The sequence below is a fragment of the Allomuricauda sp. NFXS6 genome (genome assembly GCF_040148835.1).
In the GTDB taxonomy this organism is placed as follows: domain Bacteria; phylum Bacteroidota; class Bacteroidia; order Flavobacteriales; family Flavobacteriaceae; genus Flagellimonas.
In genome coordinates this window covers 24,122-40,816 of sequence record NZ_JAGEMG010000014.1, presented here as the reverse complement: position 1 = coordinate 40,816, position 16,695 = coordinate 24,122, and the positions used below count along the sequence as shown (strand labels likewise).

Genomic DNA, 16,695 nt, shown 5'->3' with positions numbered 1-16,695 from the left:
ACACAAAGCATTACAATCACTTTAGTGTATAATTTTGGTAAAGGAACAGGTATCAAAATTAGATAAAAGCCATACCTAGATTCTTAATCCTGATACCCCTCCGGGATTTTTCGGGCTTTGGTCAAATCCTCAAAGGCTTTTCCTATGCGCAATAAATGGGCTTCGGAAAATGGTTTCCCGATAAAGGTCAAGCTTTCCGGCTCGCCATCGGTTTTGTATCCCATGGGAACGGTCAAGGCTGGATATTCTGCTACGGCAGCGTAGCCTGCGTGGTAGTTGTTGATGCTCAACACGGCATCCAACTCCTTTTCTTCCATTATGTTGAAGAAGGCCCTACCCGATTCTTTTAAATCCTTTTTTATTTTTTCAAATTGTTCTGCAGTGGTCGAATCAGCTAAAATACCATCAAAACGAGCTTGACCATAAGGTATTCTCACCAAGGAATCTTGTTTATTGAAGGCGACCACATCCTCTACCGACCCTACTCTAACAGCATCCCTATCTTTGACCTCGGCGTTCAAATAAGCAGGCAAATCCTCCTTCATATCCAGATTCAACAGGGTAGTGAAACCTTCCAAAGGAATATTTTCTGCTTCAAATTCAACAATTTGAGCACCTGCCTCTCTTAGTGCTTCCACATTGGCAGCGTACATAGAATCTCGTGCCATAAGGTTAATCATAACCCCAAGACGGATTTCTTGAAGAGGTTCAGGATTCATCCAAGCAGATAAAATCCCAGGTTCTGCACTTACCGATTTATAATCGACTTCATCTTTACCCAACATTGCATCCAAAAGAATGGCATTATCGGTTACATTTTTGGTCATCGGCCCAGGGGTATCCAACGTACTGGAAATAGGTACGATTCCCGTTCTGCTCAACATACCAATAGTCGGTTTTAATCCCACCACGGAACTTTGACTAGATGGTGAAAGAATGCTTCCTGAAGTTTCTGTTCCTACAGCACCTACGGCATAATTGGCTGCGGTAGAAGTTCCACTACCTGCGCTGGAACCCCCCGTGTCAAAAACTCTTCTTCCGTAGGGGTTTAAGGTTTGACCCCCCACGGCACTTTGGCCATTGGGACAACCGTTACATAGAAAATTGGCCCATTCACTTAGGTTTGCCTTGCCCAATATTAACGCGCCCTTTTGTTTTAAACGTTTCACGATAAACGCATCATCCGTCCGATTTTCTTTGAGAGCGATGGCGCCTGCCGTGGTTTTCATCTCTGCTGTGCCGATATTATCCTTCAATAAAATGGGCATACCGTAAATCAGATGATGTGTCTCTTTGCTTTCATCCAGCTGGCGCACTTCTTCCAGTACATTGGGATTCAGTGCAATTATGGTATTGAGGGTGGTATTGTTGGGCAGTTCGTATTTATAGATTCGGTGGAGATAGAACAGTACCAAATCTTCGTAGGTAAAAGTTCCCTCATCAATCTGGTTTTGAATGGATGGTATATCCTGCTCCAAAACCAAAGGTTTCATCTTTTCGTACTGCTCCTCGGTGAATTGCGACACTTCATCATATAAGGGCAAAAACACCTCGTTCTTATCCAACACTTTACTTTGGATGAACTTATAGCGCATTCTGCGATTTTCATTGTCGGCACTTGCGGCAACCTCAGCGGAATCGTTGTAGGGTGTCCAAAGGACAATTTCTTCTTTGGGTTCTGCATTTTTGTCTTTACAGGAAATGAATCCGATGACTAAAAAAGTACACAGGAGATATCTAAGCATAAATTATATTTTGAAGAATGAATCGACAAACTCGAATTTGTTGAACACCTGAAGATCTTCAATACCTTCACCTACGCCGATGTATTTTACGGGAATCTGAAATTGATCTGAAATTCCGATAACAACCCCACCTTTTGCGGTTCCATCCAATTTGGTGACGGCCAAACTGGTTACTTCGGTAGCCTTGGTAAATTGTTTGGCCTGTTCAAATGCGTTCTGTCCCGTAGATCCGTCCAGCACCAAAAGCACCTCGTGAGGCGCGTCGGGGACCACTTTTTGCATTACGCGCTTTACCTTGGAAAGCTCGTTCATTAAATTGACCTTGTTGTGCAAACGGCCTGCGGTATCCACCAAAACCACATCAGCATTTTCTGCCACGGCTGAGTTTAGGGTATCAAATGCCACGGAAGCAGGATCGCTCCCCATTTTTTGCTTTACGATAGGTACATCTACTCTTTGTGCCCACACTTCCAATTGGTCAATGGCGGCGGCACGAAAGGTATCGGCTGCACCCAAAACCACCTTAAGACCTTTTGCCTTAAACTTATGGGCCAATTTACCAATGGTAGTGGTCTTACCTACACCGTTTACGCCAACGACCATAATTACATACGGCTTTTTGTCTTGGGGCACGGTAATTTCGGTATCCTCACCTGAATTCGTTTCAGAAAGCAGACCTGCTATTTCTTCCCGCAAAATGGTGTTGAGTTCGTCCGTGCCCATATATTTGTCTCGGGAAACACGTTCTTCAATACGCTCAATAATCTTTAGAGTGGTGTTCACGCCAACATCGGAAGTAACCAAAATCTCTTCGAGACTGTCCAGCACTTCATCATCTACTTTGGATTTACCTGCTACGGCCTTGCCCAATTTACCGAAAAAGCTGGTTTTGGATTTCTCGAGCCCCTTGTCCAAGGTCTCTTTTTTATCCTTTGAAAATATATTTTTAAATAAGCTCATCCTGTGTTCTTTGCTAATGGTCAAAGATAGGAAAGTAAGGGGAGTTTTCTTTGGTCAAATTTTGGAATGGGTTCTCAAGGGTTCCTTGGTCTCGAGAAAAAAAGAATTGCACAAACCCTAAGCAAAAAGCTTTTTACCTTATAAACACCGGGCTTTACAACAAAAATTGCGGCCAAACCATCATATTAGGCTAATTTTGGTCTATCCTCAACAACAGCAATTAGATGATCATAAATCTAAACAAACTATTTTTCACCCTATTCCTAGTAATTTCCTTGCCCGCTGTGAGCCAAGATACCTTTACCGATAATTTTGGCTCCATTTCTTACTCCAATAACGACGGTAACCAAAATTGGTCCACGAACTGGTTGGAGTACAATGATAACAATAGTGCCTCCAATGGATACATAAGAGTATGGGGAAACCAACTTTTCTTCTATTACATCTGGAGTGAAAATATCAGGAGAACAGCAGATTTAAGTGGTTATAGTTCTGCAAATCTCTCATTTGATTGGGAAACATCCAGTCTTGAAGCGGGCGAAACCTTAGTAATACAAATTTCTTCAGACGGTTCATCATTTACTACTTTGGATACTTTTTCTGGTACTCAAAGTGGAACCTTTGACCAAGATATTTCTGCTTACATGTCCAACAATACCACCATTCGTTTCAGAAAAGGAAGTAACGATTGGTCCGGAAGCAATGACCGTGTTTATATAGACAATGTATTGATTACCGCAACTTCTGTTCCACAAACAGATTCTGATGGAGACGGAATAATTGATGTAGTTGACTTGGACGACGACAACGATGGTATAACCGATGAGGAAGAATACTGCTCCACCATTAGCGCGCCTTTCCTTACCTCATCAGATGTAGGAGAAAGATCTGTTGTTATCAACCATACGGACACAGGATATTTAAGACTTGATTTTTCATCCATGGACAATTCGTTTCAATTGGACATTAATGGTTCCACAATTCATCCTTCTGTTCTTGAGTTTGAAAATGGAGCATTGGATGTTGGTGACGAATACTTTGTGTTCCAATCCGATGGAAGTTTCATCAGCCAACCTTGGGTCGCCAATTCCAATGGAATTCCCAGATTGCGGTTAGTGGTCAATGAGTATGGTGAAATCAGCCTCTATGGAAGTAGAAACACTTCATCCACTTCCTTGGAACTGATGGAAGCGCAAGGGGGCACGCCATTCAATACAATTGCCTGGATACCGGGAAACAATAATACATTTACACTGACCAACCAACAGGGACCTGGACCCGAAGGTTTTACCGGGGAACTATTCGCCAGTGGGATTTGTGATACCGATGGGGATGGCATCAGCAACCATTTGGACCTTGACTCGGACAATGATGGAATATTGGATATTATAGAATCCGGGGTTTTGAATGAGAGCGGGGTTACAGACGCCAATAATGATGGTAGAATTGATGGAGCCACCACAAATTCCGGTTCAAACGGACTTTTTAATGCTATAGAAGATGTTGATACGGAATATGCCATTCATTCCTATTCTATTTTCGATTCTGATTCCGATGGAAGTTACGATGCTTATGTTCTAGATGCTGATGGTGACGGATGTAACGATGTCCGCGAAGCAGGGTTTACCGACAACGACGACGATGGGTATTTGGGCCCCAATCCCATTACCATCAATAGTGAAGGAATTGTCACCAGTGGTTCCGATGGTTACACAACCCCTGCCGACAACGATTCCAATGCGACCTACGATTTCAGGGAGGCAGGGGCTGCACCCACAATTACATCACAACCTATGGACGTTACTACCTGTCCGGGGTGCACAACAAGCATCTCCGCAACGGTGATTGCCGACCAATTTCAATGGCAATATTACAACGGAAGCTCTTGGATCAATCTTTCAGATACCGGTATTTATTCCGGAACCACAACCAACATATTGATCATTGCTAACCCGACCCAAAGCGAAAACAACACTCCCTACCGACTTATGGTAAGCAATGATTCTTTTGTATGCGGTTCCACTACAAGCTATACAGCCACACTCATTCTTCAGGTAAGTACGGTGATCACCAACCGAAAAGTAACCTACCGCGTCAATAAAAATTAGACATTAAAGAACATAAAAAAAGCCGCTAAAAAGCGGCTTTAATATTATTGTGCAAGGAAGTTTTTCCTTATTTGCTATTCAACCAGTCATTTACCATTTCTGGAGGCATTACAGACTCTACAAAAGTGTATGCCCCAGTTTTTGGAGATTTAACCATTTTGATGGCCTTTGTCAATCTTTTGGAGGATGACTGAAGTGTTGCTACTGTTTTCTTTGCCATGGCTTATATTTTTCTGCCTTTTACTTTGTAAAAAGCTATTACTTAATTTCTTTATGAACGGTCATACGCTTAAGAATAGGATTGTATTTTTTGATTTCCATCCTATCTGGCGTGTTCTTTTTGTTCTTTGTGGTAATGTATCTAGAAGTACCTGGCATACCAGATTCTTTGTGCTCTGTACACTCTAAAATTACCTGAACCCTATTTCCTTTCTTTGCCATTGTATTGTATTGTACTTATAATGCTTTTACAACTTACTTTTTGGAATTGATTTCCTTCAAGACAGCAGAGATTCCTTTTTTGTTGATGATTTTCAACCCACGGGCAGAAACGTTCAAGGTTACCCAACGATCTTCCTCTGGAATATAAAATCTCTTCTTGGAGATATTCGCATTGAACCTCCTTTTGGTCTTATTGATAGAAAAGGAAACGTTGTTTCCAAACATCACCTTTTTTCCTGTTACTTCACAAACTTTAGACATCTCCCTAACTATTTGAGTGATTTTATTGAGGCTGCAAATTTATACCATTTTAATGGGACGTACAAAATTCTTTTTCAGAAATTTAAAATTTCTTTGTACAACAGCTCAAAAGCTTTGTTTACAGACTTTTTCACCACTCTTTCCCGGTGTTTGCCCATCACAAATTTTTGGGCAAAAGTTCCTTTTGGCGTACTTATGGCAATATATACTGTTCCCACATCGGCATCGGAATCACCTTTGGTAGGCCCGGCATTGCCTGTAGTGGCTATGGAAAAATCAGCTTTCAACTTTTTCTTCACGTTGTTGGCCATGGCTATGGCGACTTCTTCACTTACTACGGTATGTTCATCAATCAATTCATGTGGCACCCCCAACAAACTCACTTTAGCCTCGGTGGCATAGCACACCATACTGCCCTTAAAATAATTGGAGGCCCCGGGCACGGCTGTAATTCTCTCGGCAATACTTCCACCCGTAAAGCTTTCCGCTGTGGCCAGTGTCATTTTTTTATCGGTCAACAATGTTCCGATCTGCTTCTCTATCCGTCCATCTTCCTCTTCCTCGCCATAAATGATGTCACCTATCAAAGGGTTCAGCTTTTTCACCTGTTCTTCAATAACTGCCATCAAGGCATCTTTATCGTGTCCTTTGGCAGAAAGTCGCAACCGTACACTTCCAAGACTAGGCAAGTAGGCAAACTTGATTAAGGATGGCAAGTTATTCTCCCAATCTTCCAGTTTTTCCGCAATGGCACTCTCTCCCAATCCGTAGGTCATAATGGTTTTATGAACGATATGAGGGCGTTCATATTCTTCAACTATTTTGGGCAATACGGCTTTGGTGATGAGGTTTCTCATCTCGTAAGGAACGCCTGGAAGTGAAACATAGGCAGTTCCTCCCTTTTTTATCCATAACCCGGGGGCGGTACCAAATTCGTTGTGCAACACCGTGGCCTTGGATGGCACCATGGCCTGTTCCCTGTTCAAATCAGAAATGGGGGTGGAAATATATTTTTTGAAAAGTTCTTCGATATGACATAAAACGGCATCGTTCCGAACCAATTCATCTTCAAAAAACTCACAAAGGGCGTGCTTGGTCACATCATCTTTTGTGGGGCCCAATCCTCCCGTGACAATGACCACCGAAGAACGTTTATCGGCTTCTTTCATGGACGTTAAAATATGTTCCCTATCGTCCTGAACAGAGGTGATTTGATAGACGGAAACACCAATTTTGTTCAGCTCTTTGGAGATAAACGCTGAATTGGAATCCACAATCTGGCCTATGAGAATCTCATCCCCAATGGTGATGATTTCGGCTTGCATTTATAAATCGAAGTCGTTTTTAAGTTCGGTGACCACTTGAAGCACATCCTTTTTTAGGATGGGAAATTTTTCTTCAATTTCCTCTATGCTACCTGTACTTTTGCCCAAAGTCTCTATTTCGAGTGCCTTGGCCCTTGTGTGCTCCATGCCCAAAATATCCACATTGGGTTTAATTTTGTGCGCGAGCTTATATATGTTTTCGTAGTCCTTACTATTGATGGCTTTTTCAAGCTTTTCCAAATCCTCTGGGACTTCTTCCAAAAACACGGAAATTACAGAGATAATGAAATCCTCATCACCTTCGGCCATTTCATTAATCTTATCGAGGTTGTATATCATTATTTCACATTAATATCAAAAAGTTGTTCTCCTTCCAATGTACCGACAAGGTAGTCATTTGGGCTTACTTTACCAACACCGGCAGGCGTGCCCGTAAAAATTATATCCCCCTTTTTCAACATAAAATAGGTGGACACGTGTGCTATGATCTCATCTATCTTCCACAACATCAATGAAGTGTTGCCGTCCTGAACCGTTTCACCATTTTTTGAGAGTGAAAAATTCAAATTGTCCATGTTCTCAAATTTATGTTTGGGCAACCACTTTCCAACAACGGCCGCTCCATCAAATCCCTTGGCCTTTTCCCAAGGTAATCCTTTGGATTTTAATTTGGATTGAAGGTCTCTGGCCGTAAAATCAATGCCCAAGCCTACTTCATCATAATACTTGTGTGCAAATTCTTTGGATATATGTTTTCCCACTTTTTTAATTTTCACCAAGACCTCCACTTCATAGTGTACATCTTCAGAAAATTCGGGAATATAAAAATCCTGCTCTTTGGGTAAAATGGCGGAGTCGGGCTTTATAAAAACCACCGGTTCATCCGGACGCTCGTTGCTCAGTTCATTAATGTGATCCACATAATTACGTCCTATACAAATCAGCTTCATAATTTGTTTATGGGGTTAACGCTTGCTTATCTTAAAACTTATTGTTGAGCTTGCTCAACTTGATCTGGGTAAGTACTTTTTTGGTGTACAACGGAAAATCGGCATTCAGAATCCAGCCAAAATAGCCCGGTTCCTTTTCCATCACTTCATCCACGGTTTTACCTTTGTGCTTTCCGAAAGAAAAAACTGGGTTATTGTCTTCGTCCAATCCAATAAAACCGGCAAAATCAAGATTTTGTCTTCTCGTGGTGAACTCAGCGAGTTTTTTTACGTCGTTTTCCAGTTCGGGATAGCGTTCCAACTGTGCCAACAACACTTCATATGTTGCCAAAGTATCGGCTTCGGCGCTGTGGGCGTCATCCAAATTCTTGTCACAATAGAATTTATAGGCCGCCTCCAAGGTTCGCTTTTCCATTTTATGGAAAATGGTCTGCACATCCACCGAGACCATGCTTTTCATATCAAAATCAATATCGGCACGCAGCATTTCCTCGGCCAATAACGGAATATCGAACCTATCGGAATTAAAACCTGCCAGATCACTATCGCGAATCATGGCATAAATGTCTTTGGACAACTGCTTAAAGGTGGGCTCGTTGGCCACTTTTTCATCAGAAATACCATGAATGGCCTCAGATTCTGCCGGAATTGGCATTTCTGGGTTCACCAACCATGTTCTGCTCTCTTTATTGCCGTTTGGAAAAACCTTTAGGATGGATATTTCAACTATTCTGTCTTTTGCAACGTTGGTTCCCGTGGTCTCCAAATCGAAAAAGCAGATAGGTTTGGTCAATTGTAATTGCATGTGGGACTTTTTAAATAAAATTCACTCGGTCTAAATTAATAATAGTGACAGGAATATTTACGGTTTTCCGTTATATTTCCCTGTTTGTGTCCCAAGCTTCCAAATAATCGGCCACGGCTTTCACGAACATTCCGCCCAATGCTCCGTTTACTACACGGTGATCGTAACTGTGCGATAGGTACATTTTACTGCGGATGCCAATATATTCGCCTTGATCGGTTTCGATAACTGACGGCATTTTACGGATGGCTCCCAAGGCAAGAATTCCAACCTGTGGCTGATTGATAATGGGCGTTCCGAAAACACTTCCGAAGGAACCGACATTGGTCACGGTGTACGTTCCATCTTTTATCTCATCGGGCTTCAACTGGTTGTTTCTGGCTCTACTCGCAAGATCGTTCACAGTTTTGGCCATACCTACCAAATTCAATTGGTCAGCATTTTTGATAACAGGAACAATCAAATTGCCATCGGGCAAGGCGGCTGCCATTCCCAAGTTGATGTTTTTCTTTTTGATGACCTTGTCCCCATCCAATGAAATGTTGATCATTGGATATTTTTTAAGGGCCATGGCCACGGCTTCCATAAATATGGGCGTGAAGGTCAATTTTTCTCCTTCACGTTCTTGGAAAGCATTTTTTACCTTGTTTCTCCAGTTCACCACATTGGTCACATCCACTTCCACAAAACTTTGTACGTGTGCGGAGGTAGAAACGCTCTCGATCATGTGATGGGCTATCAGTTTGCCCATACGGGTCAATGGTATTACCTCATCCCCTGCTCCCACTTGAACTTTGGATTCCTTTGGTTTCTCTGGTGCTTGTTTTGGAGGTTCGGGTGCAGCAACCTTTTCTTTCCCCGCTTCTGGTTGTGGTTTGGATTCCACTTGTTCTTGGCTTCCATTGGAGCGGCTTTCCAGATAGGCCATGATATCATTTTTGGTGACCCTGCCCTCTTTACCGGTACCGGCAATGGCCTCCAGCTCGTCCATGGATACATTTTCTTCCTTGGCAATATTTTTCACCAAAGGTGAATAAAATCTTTCTGAACTTGAAAAGTCTGGGACGGGTGCGGAAACGGATTCCTTCACACTGGCCATTTGGGTCTCCAATTCTTTGGCCGGCATTTCGGCAGGTTCTTCTTCCACAACTTCTTCTTCGGCAGTGTCATCCATTACATTGTCAACGTCACCTTCTATTTGGATTACAGCTACAACTTCGCCTACTTTTATGACTTCATCTACATCGAACCGCTTTTCCAACAATACTCCGTCAACTTCACTGGGAACTTCGGAATCCACTTTATCGGTGGCAATTTCAAAGACGGCTTCGTCCATCTCAATGGTATCGCCCACTTCCTTCAACCAATTGGTCAAGGTAGCTTCTGCGACACTTTCTCCCATTTGCGGTAATTTCAATTCAAATTTTGACATATTCGTATTTATCAAAGTGATTTTGATTCGTATTTTACAAAAATACTAAAGAAATCGACTTATTTTTGATTTATGATCATTAATTCGTTTTCATAGAGCTCTCAAAAGGTACTCTATTAATTATACTTCTCCCCAACGTTACTTCATCGGCATATTCCAGCTCATCTCCTACTGAAATCCCCCTTGCAATGGTGGAGGTTGTGACCTCAAGTCCATCCAATTGTTTGTAAATATAAAAATTAGTGGTGTCGCCTTCCATGGTTGAACTTAGGGCCAAGATCAATTCCTTGATGGTTCCATCCTTAACTTTTCGCACCAATGGCCCAATGGTAAGGTCTTGTGGGCCCACGCCCTCCATAGGGGATATTTTACCGCCCAGTACATGGTACAATCCATTGTATTGTGATGTATTCTCAATGGCCATTACATCCCGGATATCTTCCACTACACAAACAATGGTTTCATCTCGCTTGGGGTTGGCGCATATTTCGCACAGTTCGGTATCGGAAATGTTGTGGCAGTTTTTGCAAAATTTGACCTCGCTCTTCAATTTCAACAATGCATGGGCCAACAGTTCGGTTCTTTCTTCGGGCTGTTTGAGCAGGTGCAACACCAAGCGTAATGCCGTTCGCTTACCAATTCCAGGCAATTGCGACATTTCGTAAACTGCGTTTTCCAATAGCTTCGATGAAAATTCCATAGCATCAATTCTCCTACAAAATTACAATTTTAGTGTTACCAATTTACTTTCGTACTTTGCAAATCAAATTGCAAATATGTCAGCCACACAAATTCTGTTGCTTATAGGTGCCTATTTCTTGGTACTTATCCTTATTTCTTACTTTACTGGCAAAAACGATTCCAACGCCGACTTTTTTAAAGCAGGCAAACAATCCCCATGGTATGTTGTTGCTTTTGGAATGGTGGGGGCTTCATTATCCGGTGTAACCTTTATATCGGTTCCCGGATGGGTCGGAGATAGTCAACTGACCTATATGCAAGTGGTATTGGGCTATCTGTTTGGCTACTTTGTAGTGGCATTTGTGCTCTTACCTTTATATTACAAGCTCAACCTTACCTCCATTTATGAATATTTGCACGACCGTTTTGGAAAAGTGAGCCACCGTACCGGGGCCTTTTTCTTTTTTGTATCCAGAGTACTGGGCGCAGCATTCAGATTGTATTTAGTGGCCATTGTGCTACAGCAATTTGTTTTTGATGACCTTGGCGTGCGGTTTGAATTCACCGTAGTGATTTCAATTTTATTGATTTGGCTGTATACCAACAAGGGTGGAATCAAAACCATTGTTTGGACGGATACCTTGCAAACACTTTTTATGATATTGGCCGTTATCCTTTCCATAGTGATGATCAACAAGGAACTGGGATGGAGCTTCGGGGAATTCTTGGCTTCCGAAGAGTTGAAGAACTACAATGACTTTTTGGTAACCGATAGTTTCTTGAACAAAAGCTATTTCATCAAATCTTTTATTGGGGGAATGTTCGTGACCATTTGTATGACGGGTCTGGATCAAGATATGATGCAAAAAAACCTTACTTGCAAATCACTGAAAGATGCGCAAAAAAACATGGTCTCCTTTAGTTTTGTATTGGTAGGGACCACATTCTTGTTCATGCTGCTGGGAGCTTTGCTTTTCATCTATGCAAAAAGGGAGGGTATTGGAATCCCATTGATGGACGGTACGCCAAAAACGGACTTACTGTTTCCTGAAATTGCGCTGAACGGCGGCTTGGGTCTAGCCTTGGCCATCACCTTCATGCTCGGGTTAATCGCAGCTGCCTATAGTAGTGCGGATAGTGCACTCACTTCCTTGACCACATCGTTTTGTGTGGACTTTTTAAATGTTGAAGAAAAAGAGGATAAAGAGCAAAAGCGTATCCGAAAACGCACCCATATTGGCATGAGCATAGTGTTGGTGATTGTTATTATCGCCTTTAAGTACATTCTTAGCAGCAATGTTATTGATAGTCTGCTCACTGTAGCCGGTTACACCTACGGCCCTTTATTGGGGCTTTTTGCCTTTGGCATCTTCACTAAGCATAAGATCAAGGATAGTTATGTTTGGATAGTTGCACTAACCTCGGTGGTCGCCATAGTTTTGGTTGCCAGTGTACCCGCAGATTATTTGGGCGGTTATCAAGTGGGCTATGAATTATTACCACTCAACGGTTTGTTGACTTTTATTGGCCTATGGTTTATTCGGACCAAAAAACAGGTTCCGGAGACTAGTACTGCCCCGTAGCCAGCAGCACCAAAGTACACGCCACTTCCACCTCAATCCCTGCATTTTCAAGGATTTCATAGAACTCCGGATTTTCCGTGCCAGGGTTAAAAATTACCCTTCGGGGTTTTAAATCCACGATTTGTTGATAATATTCCTTTTGATTTTTTGGATTTAAATATAAAGTTACAGTATCAATATTTTGAAAATCATCCAAGTTGTGTTTAATTTGCACTTCAGATACAGTTCCCCCACGTATCCCAAATGCGGTTGTTTCAATATTATTGTCAACCAGCCTATGAATTGCTGTGTTGCTGTATCTTCTTGGGTTTGTAGAAGCCCCTATTACAAGTGTTTTTTGCATTTGTTAATTTTTGTGTTAAACTTTCATATAGACTGTAACTTATCGTAAAGAAAGTCGTCTATTTTTCATAACTTATTGTCATTGGTAAGACTGTATTTTTATAGTTAATGGTTAGTGTTTAGTATAGCTTATCAATGTTTAACCCCGGTATTTTTACCGGGGTTTCTTCTTTTATAAAGTTATTTAAATGGTCTCTCCAAGCCAAAAGACCTTACAAAGGTGAAGAATCCCCAGTGTTTTTCTGTTAAAGAATGTTAAAACAAAATCCTTCTGTAACATTCTGATCTGCCGGACGTCTTAAAAGTATCATCAATCAATCATCAATCAAAAAACGAACTACTCATGAAAAAAGTGAGCTTTTTAGTTGCACTAGTACTGTGCACCCTATCCCCTTTTACATCTATTGCCAACGACCCGGAAGACGCTTTGGGCTCTATTAACGGGCATGTGGTCGACAATCTCACCAAACAACCTGTGGCTTATGCCGCTGTAGTCATCAAATCCGAAGATGGTTCAAAGACCATAACCGGAGGCATTACCACAGAAGATGGAAACTTTGAAGTCAAAAAACTTCCCGATGGCACCTTTATTTTTGAGGTTCAGTTTATTGGATACAAAACACATTCCCAAAAACTGGTCATAGCCAAAGGAAAACGTAACCTGAATCTAGGGACCGTAACCTTGGAAGAAGAAACCAAAGAGCTTGAAGGTGTAGAACTGGTAGCCGAACGCACAACCATAGAACAGCGTGTGGACCGAAAGGTAATCAATGTAGGGAAAGACCTTACCACCGCTGGTGCTTCGGCATCGGACATTATGAACAACATCCCATCTGTAAATGTGGATGCACAAACCGGTGAAATTTCGTTACGTGGCAACTCCAATGTACGGGTAATGGTGGACGGAAAACTGTCCAACGTTCCCGTGGCCCAATTGCTCAAACAAATACCATCTACCTCAATTAAGTCCATAGAACTCATTACCAATCCATCTGCAAAGTACAATCCAGAAGGAATGAGCGGAATCATCAACATCGTATTGCACAAAAATGCCAATATTGGTTTTAACGGAAACGTGAATTTGGGTCTTACCAAAGGAATCGAGGCCAAGTTCAATAGCTCCATCGATTTAAACTACCGTAACGGCAAATTCAATTTTTATGGAAACTATGGTAACAATATCGGTAAATATGTGAACGATGGAAGTATACTTCGCATCGACGAAAACTCGCGCCAAAAATTTGACTTTTTCAACAACAATAAATCCCACCTCTACAAATTAGGAGTAGATTTTTACCTGAACGACAAAAACACCATATCCTTTTTTACCAATCAAAACATTTTTGATGGAAAAGGGGATGGTAAAACTCAGGTTACTTACTTCAACGATATGTCCAGAAATGTAACACAGTTGTTCTTTGATGACTCCAACAACAGCAGCGAGCAATACAATTTTGATTACAAATTGGACTTTAACAAGGAAGGGCACAACATAGAACTGGAAGTGGACCACAACCAGTTTAAAAGTGAACAAGATGCCACTTTCAGTTCAACCGGTGCAACAACCTATCCAAATTATATGGATTTTGTGGATACCGATCGTACCCAAACAACAGCCAATTTAGATTATGTTAACCCACTGGACAGTATTTCCAAATTGGAAATTGGACTACAGTCCAGGAATTTTGAAACCAATGTGGATTATTCCTCCACTGGACAAACTTTCAATTCTCAGGGAAACTTGGTGCCAACGCCATCCACAGACTTTGTGTATGCCATGGATATTTATTCAGCCTACGCTACTTTTGGACAGTCGTATGAGAAATGGTCTTATCAAATGGGCGTACGTATCGAAGATGTGCAGGTTAAAGCAGATACCAATACCGTACGTGCCTTTACCGATAAATACACCGAAATATACCCATCTGGATTCCTTACTTACAAGCCCAACGAAAAAGACCAGTTGCAAGTGAGCTATAGCAGACGTGTGGATAGACCCGGGCTACAACAAGTAAACCCGATCAGGGAATTTGCAACACCTTTGATATCTTCCTTTGGAAATCCAAACTTGGTTCCACAATTTACCAGTTCCTATGAGGTAAATTACACCAAAAGAATAAAAAATGGAAGTATTACAGGTGGTGTATTCTACAGAAGCATTACGGACGAAATCAACAGAGCTGTTTATGTGGACCGTTTGGATTTGAACAAGACCATCCTGACCTTCGATAATTTTGATGAAACATCTGCCTATGGTTTTGAACTATCAACCAATTATAAACCCATAAAATGGTGGAGTATCAACGGTAGTTTTGACCTCTTCTCACAAACACAACGAGGACTCACGGAAACATTCGACACCACAGTCCCTAACCCGACTGAAGACGATATTGTAGAAGAAAAGGTAGAAGTGGACAATACCGCTTGGAACCTTAGAATGAACAACAGCTTTACGTTATCCAAAAAAATAACACTACAAGCCTTTGGTTTCTATCGCGGTCAAAACAGAAGCATTCAATTTGATGCCAAACCCATGTACTTTGTAAACCTGGGTGCACGTTACAGTTTTGCAGAAGGGAAAGGCACTTTAAGTGTAAATTACAATGATATTTTCAACACGATGCGGTTCGCTTTTGAAGGAGATTTTCCCTACGAACAAGAAGGCGCTTTTAATTGGGAGAGCAACAATGTCTATGTAGGGCTATCCTACCGATTTGGAAGCGGAAAAAACCGTGCTAAGCAACGAAAAAGAAGAGATAGCAACACCAAGGAAGGTGGCGGTGGAATCTTATAAGATGTGTTGATGCCCCCATATTCGAGTGTTGGTTGGTTATCTTGAGAGGGCATCAATCAAAAACCCCGATCCTTAAGGATCGGGGTTTTAATTTGTATATGTTTTTTCTGATGTAAAATTACCACCTGATAATCACACTGCCCCAAGTAAAACCACTGCCAAAAGCAGCAAGTACCACCAAATCACCTTCTTTTATTTTTCCTTCTTCCCAAGCCTCTGTCAACGCAATGGGAATGGATGCGGCCGTAGTGTTTCCATATTTCATGATATTGTTGAATACTTGATCATCCTTCAAGCCAAACTTCTTTTGAATAAATTGTGAGATTCTGAGGTTAGCTTGATGTGGTATCAACATGTCAATGTCCGTTGGCGCCAAATTATTCTTGCTCAAACCTTCCATGATTACCTCACTAAAGCGAACCACTGCATTTTTAAACACAAACTGTCCGTTCATATAAGGATAATACGAAGTGTCCTCAGGGTCATTATCTGCGATAATATCGTTTACCCAGCGTTTGCCCATTCCGGGTGCGATCAGAGAAAGTTCTTCTGCGTGCTGACCTTCGGAATGTAAATGTGTGGACAAAATTCCTTTGGAATTATCTTCTTCACGAGTTAGTACTGCAGCACCCGCACCATCTCCAAAAATTACGGATACGCCCCTCCCCCGTGTTGTCATATCCAAACCATGGGAATGTAGTTCGGAACCGATGACAAGGACATTTTTGTACATGCCACTTTTTATATATTGGTCAGCAACTGAAATTCCGTACACAAAACCGGAACATTGGTTTCTAACATCAAGCGCTCCAATGGTTTTTAAGCCTAAATCTCGTTGTACCAAAACACCAGGGCCCGGGAAGTAATAATCTGGACTTAAGGTGGCAAAAACGATAAAGTCAATGTCATTTTTATCGATGCCCGCACGCTCAATTGCCTTTTTGGCCGCCTTTACGCCCATCGTCGTAGTGGTATCGGTACCCTTTACTACATGGCGTCTTTCCTTTATCCCGGTGCGTTCTTGAATCCACTCATCATTCGTATCCATCACTTTGGACAAATCGTCGTTAGTAACCACATTTTCTGGGACATAAAATCCTAATCCAGTAATCTTGGAATTATACATTTATTATATTTTTTAAAGAAAAAAGATAGTTAGAATTTGAAAATTAGCAAATATTCCTGCCAAACCTTCATTAATTCACCAAAATAATACTTTTTAAAAGTTGTATTTTTAAAAAATGAAAAAACTTAACTCTTTAACATCA

16 protein-coding genes are annotated in these 16,695 nt (G+C 41.5%); 3 read left to right on the top strand and 13 right to left on the bottom strand.

Translation table 11 applies throughout. From position 1 onward, the window contains the following. Positions 1 to 83: 83 nt before the first annotated feature. Together J4E06_RS16755 and ftsY are read right to left on the bottom strand one after the other, a co-directional pair. Positions 84 to 1,745 (bottom strand): amidase family protein, encoded by a 1,662-nt coding sequence (locus tag J4E06_RS16755; protein WP_349525149.1) that lies wholly within the window; start codon positions 1,743 to 1,745, stop codon positions 84 to 86. Between the two features lie 3 nt (positions 1,746 to 1,748). Next, positions 1,749 to 2,705 carry a signal recognition particle-docking protein FtsY gene (ftsY, locus tag J4E06_RS16750; RefSeq protein ID WP_349525148.1) on the bottom strand — a complete coding sequence of 319 codons (957 nt, stop codon included), beginning with the start codon at positions 2,703 to 2,705 and terminating at the stop codon, positions 1,749 to 1,751. A gap of 224 nt (positions 2,706 to 2,929) precedes the next feature. On the opposite strand from ftsY, the gene J4E06_RS16745 reads away from it, so the two are divergent. Continuing rightward, positions 2,930 to 4,813, top strand: coding sequence for a hypothetical protein (locus J4E06_RS16745; protein WP_349525147.1), 1,884 nt, complete (start codon positions 2,930 to 2,932; stop codon positions 4,811 to 4,813). Between the two features lie 67 nt (positions 4,814 to 4,880). Here the strand turns inward: J4E06_RS16745 and J4E06_RS16740 are convergent, their stop codons facing one another. The 9 genes from J4E06_RS16740 to recR form a co-directional block, all read right to left on the bottom strand. After that, on the bottom strand, positions 4,881 to 5,033 hold the full coding sequence (locus J4E06_RS16740) for a DUF4295 domain-containing protein (protein WP_014033527.1): 153 nt from the start codon (positions 5,031 to 5,033) through the stop codon (positions 4,881 to 4,883). A 38-nt stretch (positions 5,034 to 5,071) separates the two neighbouring features. Further along, positions 5,072 to 5,254, bottom strand: coding sequence for a 50S ribosomal protein L33 (gene rpmG, locus J4E06_RS16735; RefSeq protein ID WP_100817574.1), 183 nt, complete (start codon positions 5,252 to 5,254; stop codon positions 5,072 to 5,074). Positions 5,255 to 5,287: 33 nt separating this feature from the next. Continuing rightward, the gene (gene rpmB / locus J4E06_RS16730; protein WP_349525146.1) at positions 5,288 to 5,515 is read right to left on the bottom strand and encodes a 50S ribosomal protein L28; all 228 of its coding nucleotides are present in this window, start codon (positions 5,513 to 5,515) and stop codon (positions 5,288 to 5,290) included. A gap of 74 nt (positions 5,516 to 5,589) precedes the next feature. Further along, positions 5,590 to 6,840: a competence/damage-inducible protein A gene (locus J4E06_RS16725; protein WP_349525145.1), complete on the bottom strand. Its 1,251-nt coding sequence runs from the start codon at positions 6,838 to 6,840 to the stop codon at positions 5,590 to 5,592. Beyond that, positions 6,841 to 7,179, bottom strand: coding sequence for an Hpt domain-containing protein (locus J4E06_RS16720; protein WP_349525144.1), 339 nt, complete (start codon positions 7,177 to 7,179; stop codon positions 6,841 to 6,843). It lies immediately after the preceding gene. Further along, a complete protein-coding gene (locus tag J4E06_RS16715) occupies positions 7,179 to 7,790 on the bottom strand; it encodes a fumarylacetoacetate hydrolase family protein (protein ID WP_349525143.1) in 612 nt (203 codons plus the stop codon). The genes J4E06_RS16720 and J4E06_RS16715 overlap by 1 nt, the downstream gene beginning before the upstream one ends. 31 nt (positions 7,791 to 7,821) lie before the next feature. Then, positions 7,822 to 8,595: an exonuclease domain-containing protein gene (locus tag J4E06_RS16710; RefSeq protein ID WP_349525141.1), complete on the bottom strand. Its 774-nt coding sequence runs from the start codon at positions 8,593 to 8,595 to the stop codon at positions 7,822 to 7,824. A 70-nt stretch (positions 8,596 to 8,665) separates the two neighbouring features. After that, the gene (locus J4E06_RS16705; protein ID WP_349525139.1) at positions 8,666 to 10,027 is read right to left on the bottom strand and encodes a dihydrolipoamide acetyltransferase family protein; all 1,362 of its coding nucleotides are present in this window, start codon (positions 10,025 to 10,027) and stop codon (positions 8,666 to 8,668) included. 79 nt (positions 10,028 to 10,106) lie between these two features. Then, on the bottom strand, positions 10,107 to 10,727 hold the full coding sequence (gene recR / locus J4E06_RS16700; protein ID WP_349525138.1) for a recombination mediator RecR: 621 nt from the start codon (positions 10,725 to 10,727) through the stop codon (positions 10,107 to 10,109). 76 nt (positions 10,728 to 10,803) lie between these two features. Between recR and J4E06_RS16695 the strand changes: the two genes are divergently transcribed. Continuing rightward, positions 10,804 to 12,291, top strand: coding sequence for a sodium:solute symporter (locus J4E06_RS16695; protein ID WP_349525137.1), 1,488 nt, complete (start codon positions 10,804 to 10,806; stop codon positions 12,289 to 12,291). Here J4E06_RS16695 and J4E06_RS16690 read toward each other — a convergent pair. Then, positions 12,275 to 12,634 (bottom strand): CoA-binding protein, encoded by a 360-nt coding sequence (locus J4E06_RS16690; RefSeq protein WP_349525136.1) that lies wholly within the window; start codon positions 12,632 to 12,634, stop codon positions 12,275 to 12,277. The two genes, J4E06_RS16695 and J4E06_RS16690, sit on opposite strands and share 17 nt — an antisense overlap. 342 nt (positions 12,635 to 12,976) lie before the next feature. On the opposite strand from J4E06_RS16690, the gene J4E06_RS16685 reads away from it, so the two are divergent. Further along, the gene (locus tag J4E06_RS16685) at positions 12,977 to 15,427 is read left to right on the top strand and encodes a TonB-dependent receptor (protein ID WP_349525135.1); all 2,451 of its coding nucleotides are present in this window, start codon (positions 12,977 to 12,979) and stop codon (positions 15,425 to 15,427) included. 118 nt (positions 15,428 to 15,545) lie between these two features. Here J4E06_RS16685 and J4E06_RS16680 read toward each other — a convergent pair whose 3' ends face one another. After that, a complete protein-coding gene (locus tag J4E06_RS16680; protein ID WP_349525134.1) occupies positions 15,546 to 16,553 on the bottom strand; it encodes a 3-oxoacyl-ACP synthase III family protein in 1,008 nt (335 codons plus the stop codon). Positions 16,554 to 16,695: the final 142 nt, after the last annotated feature.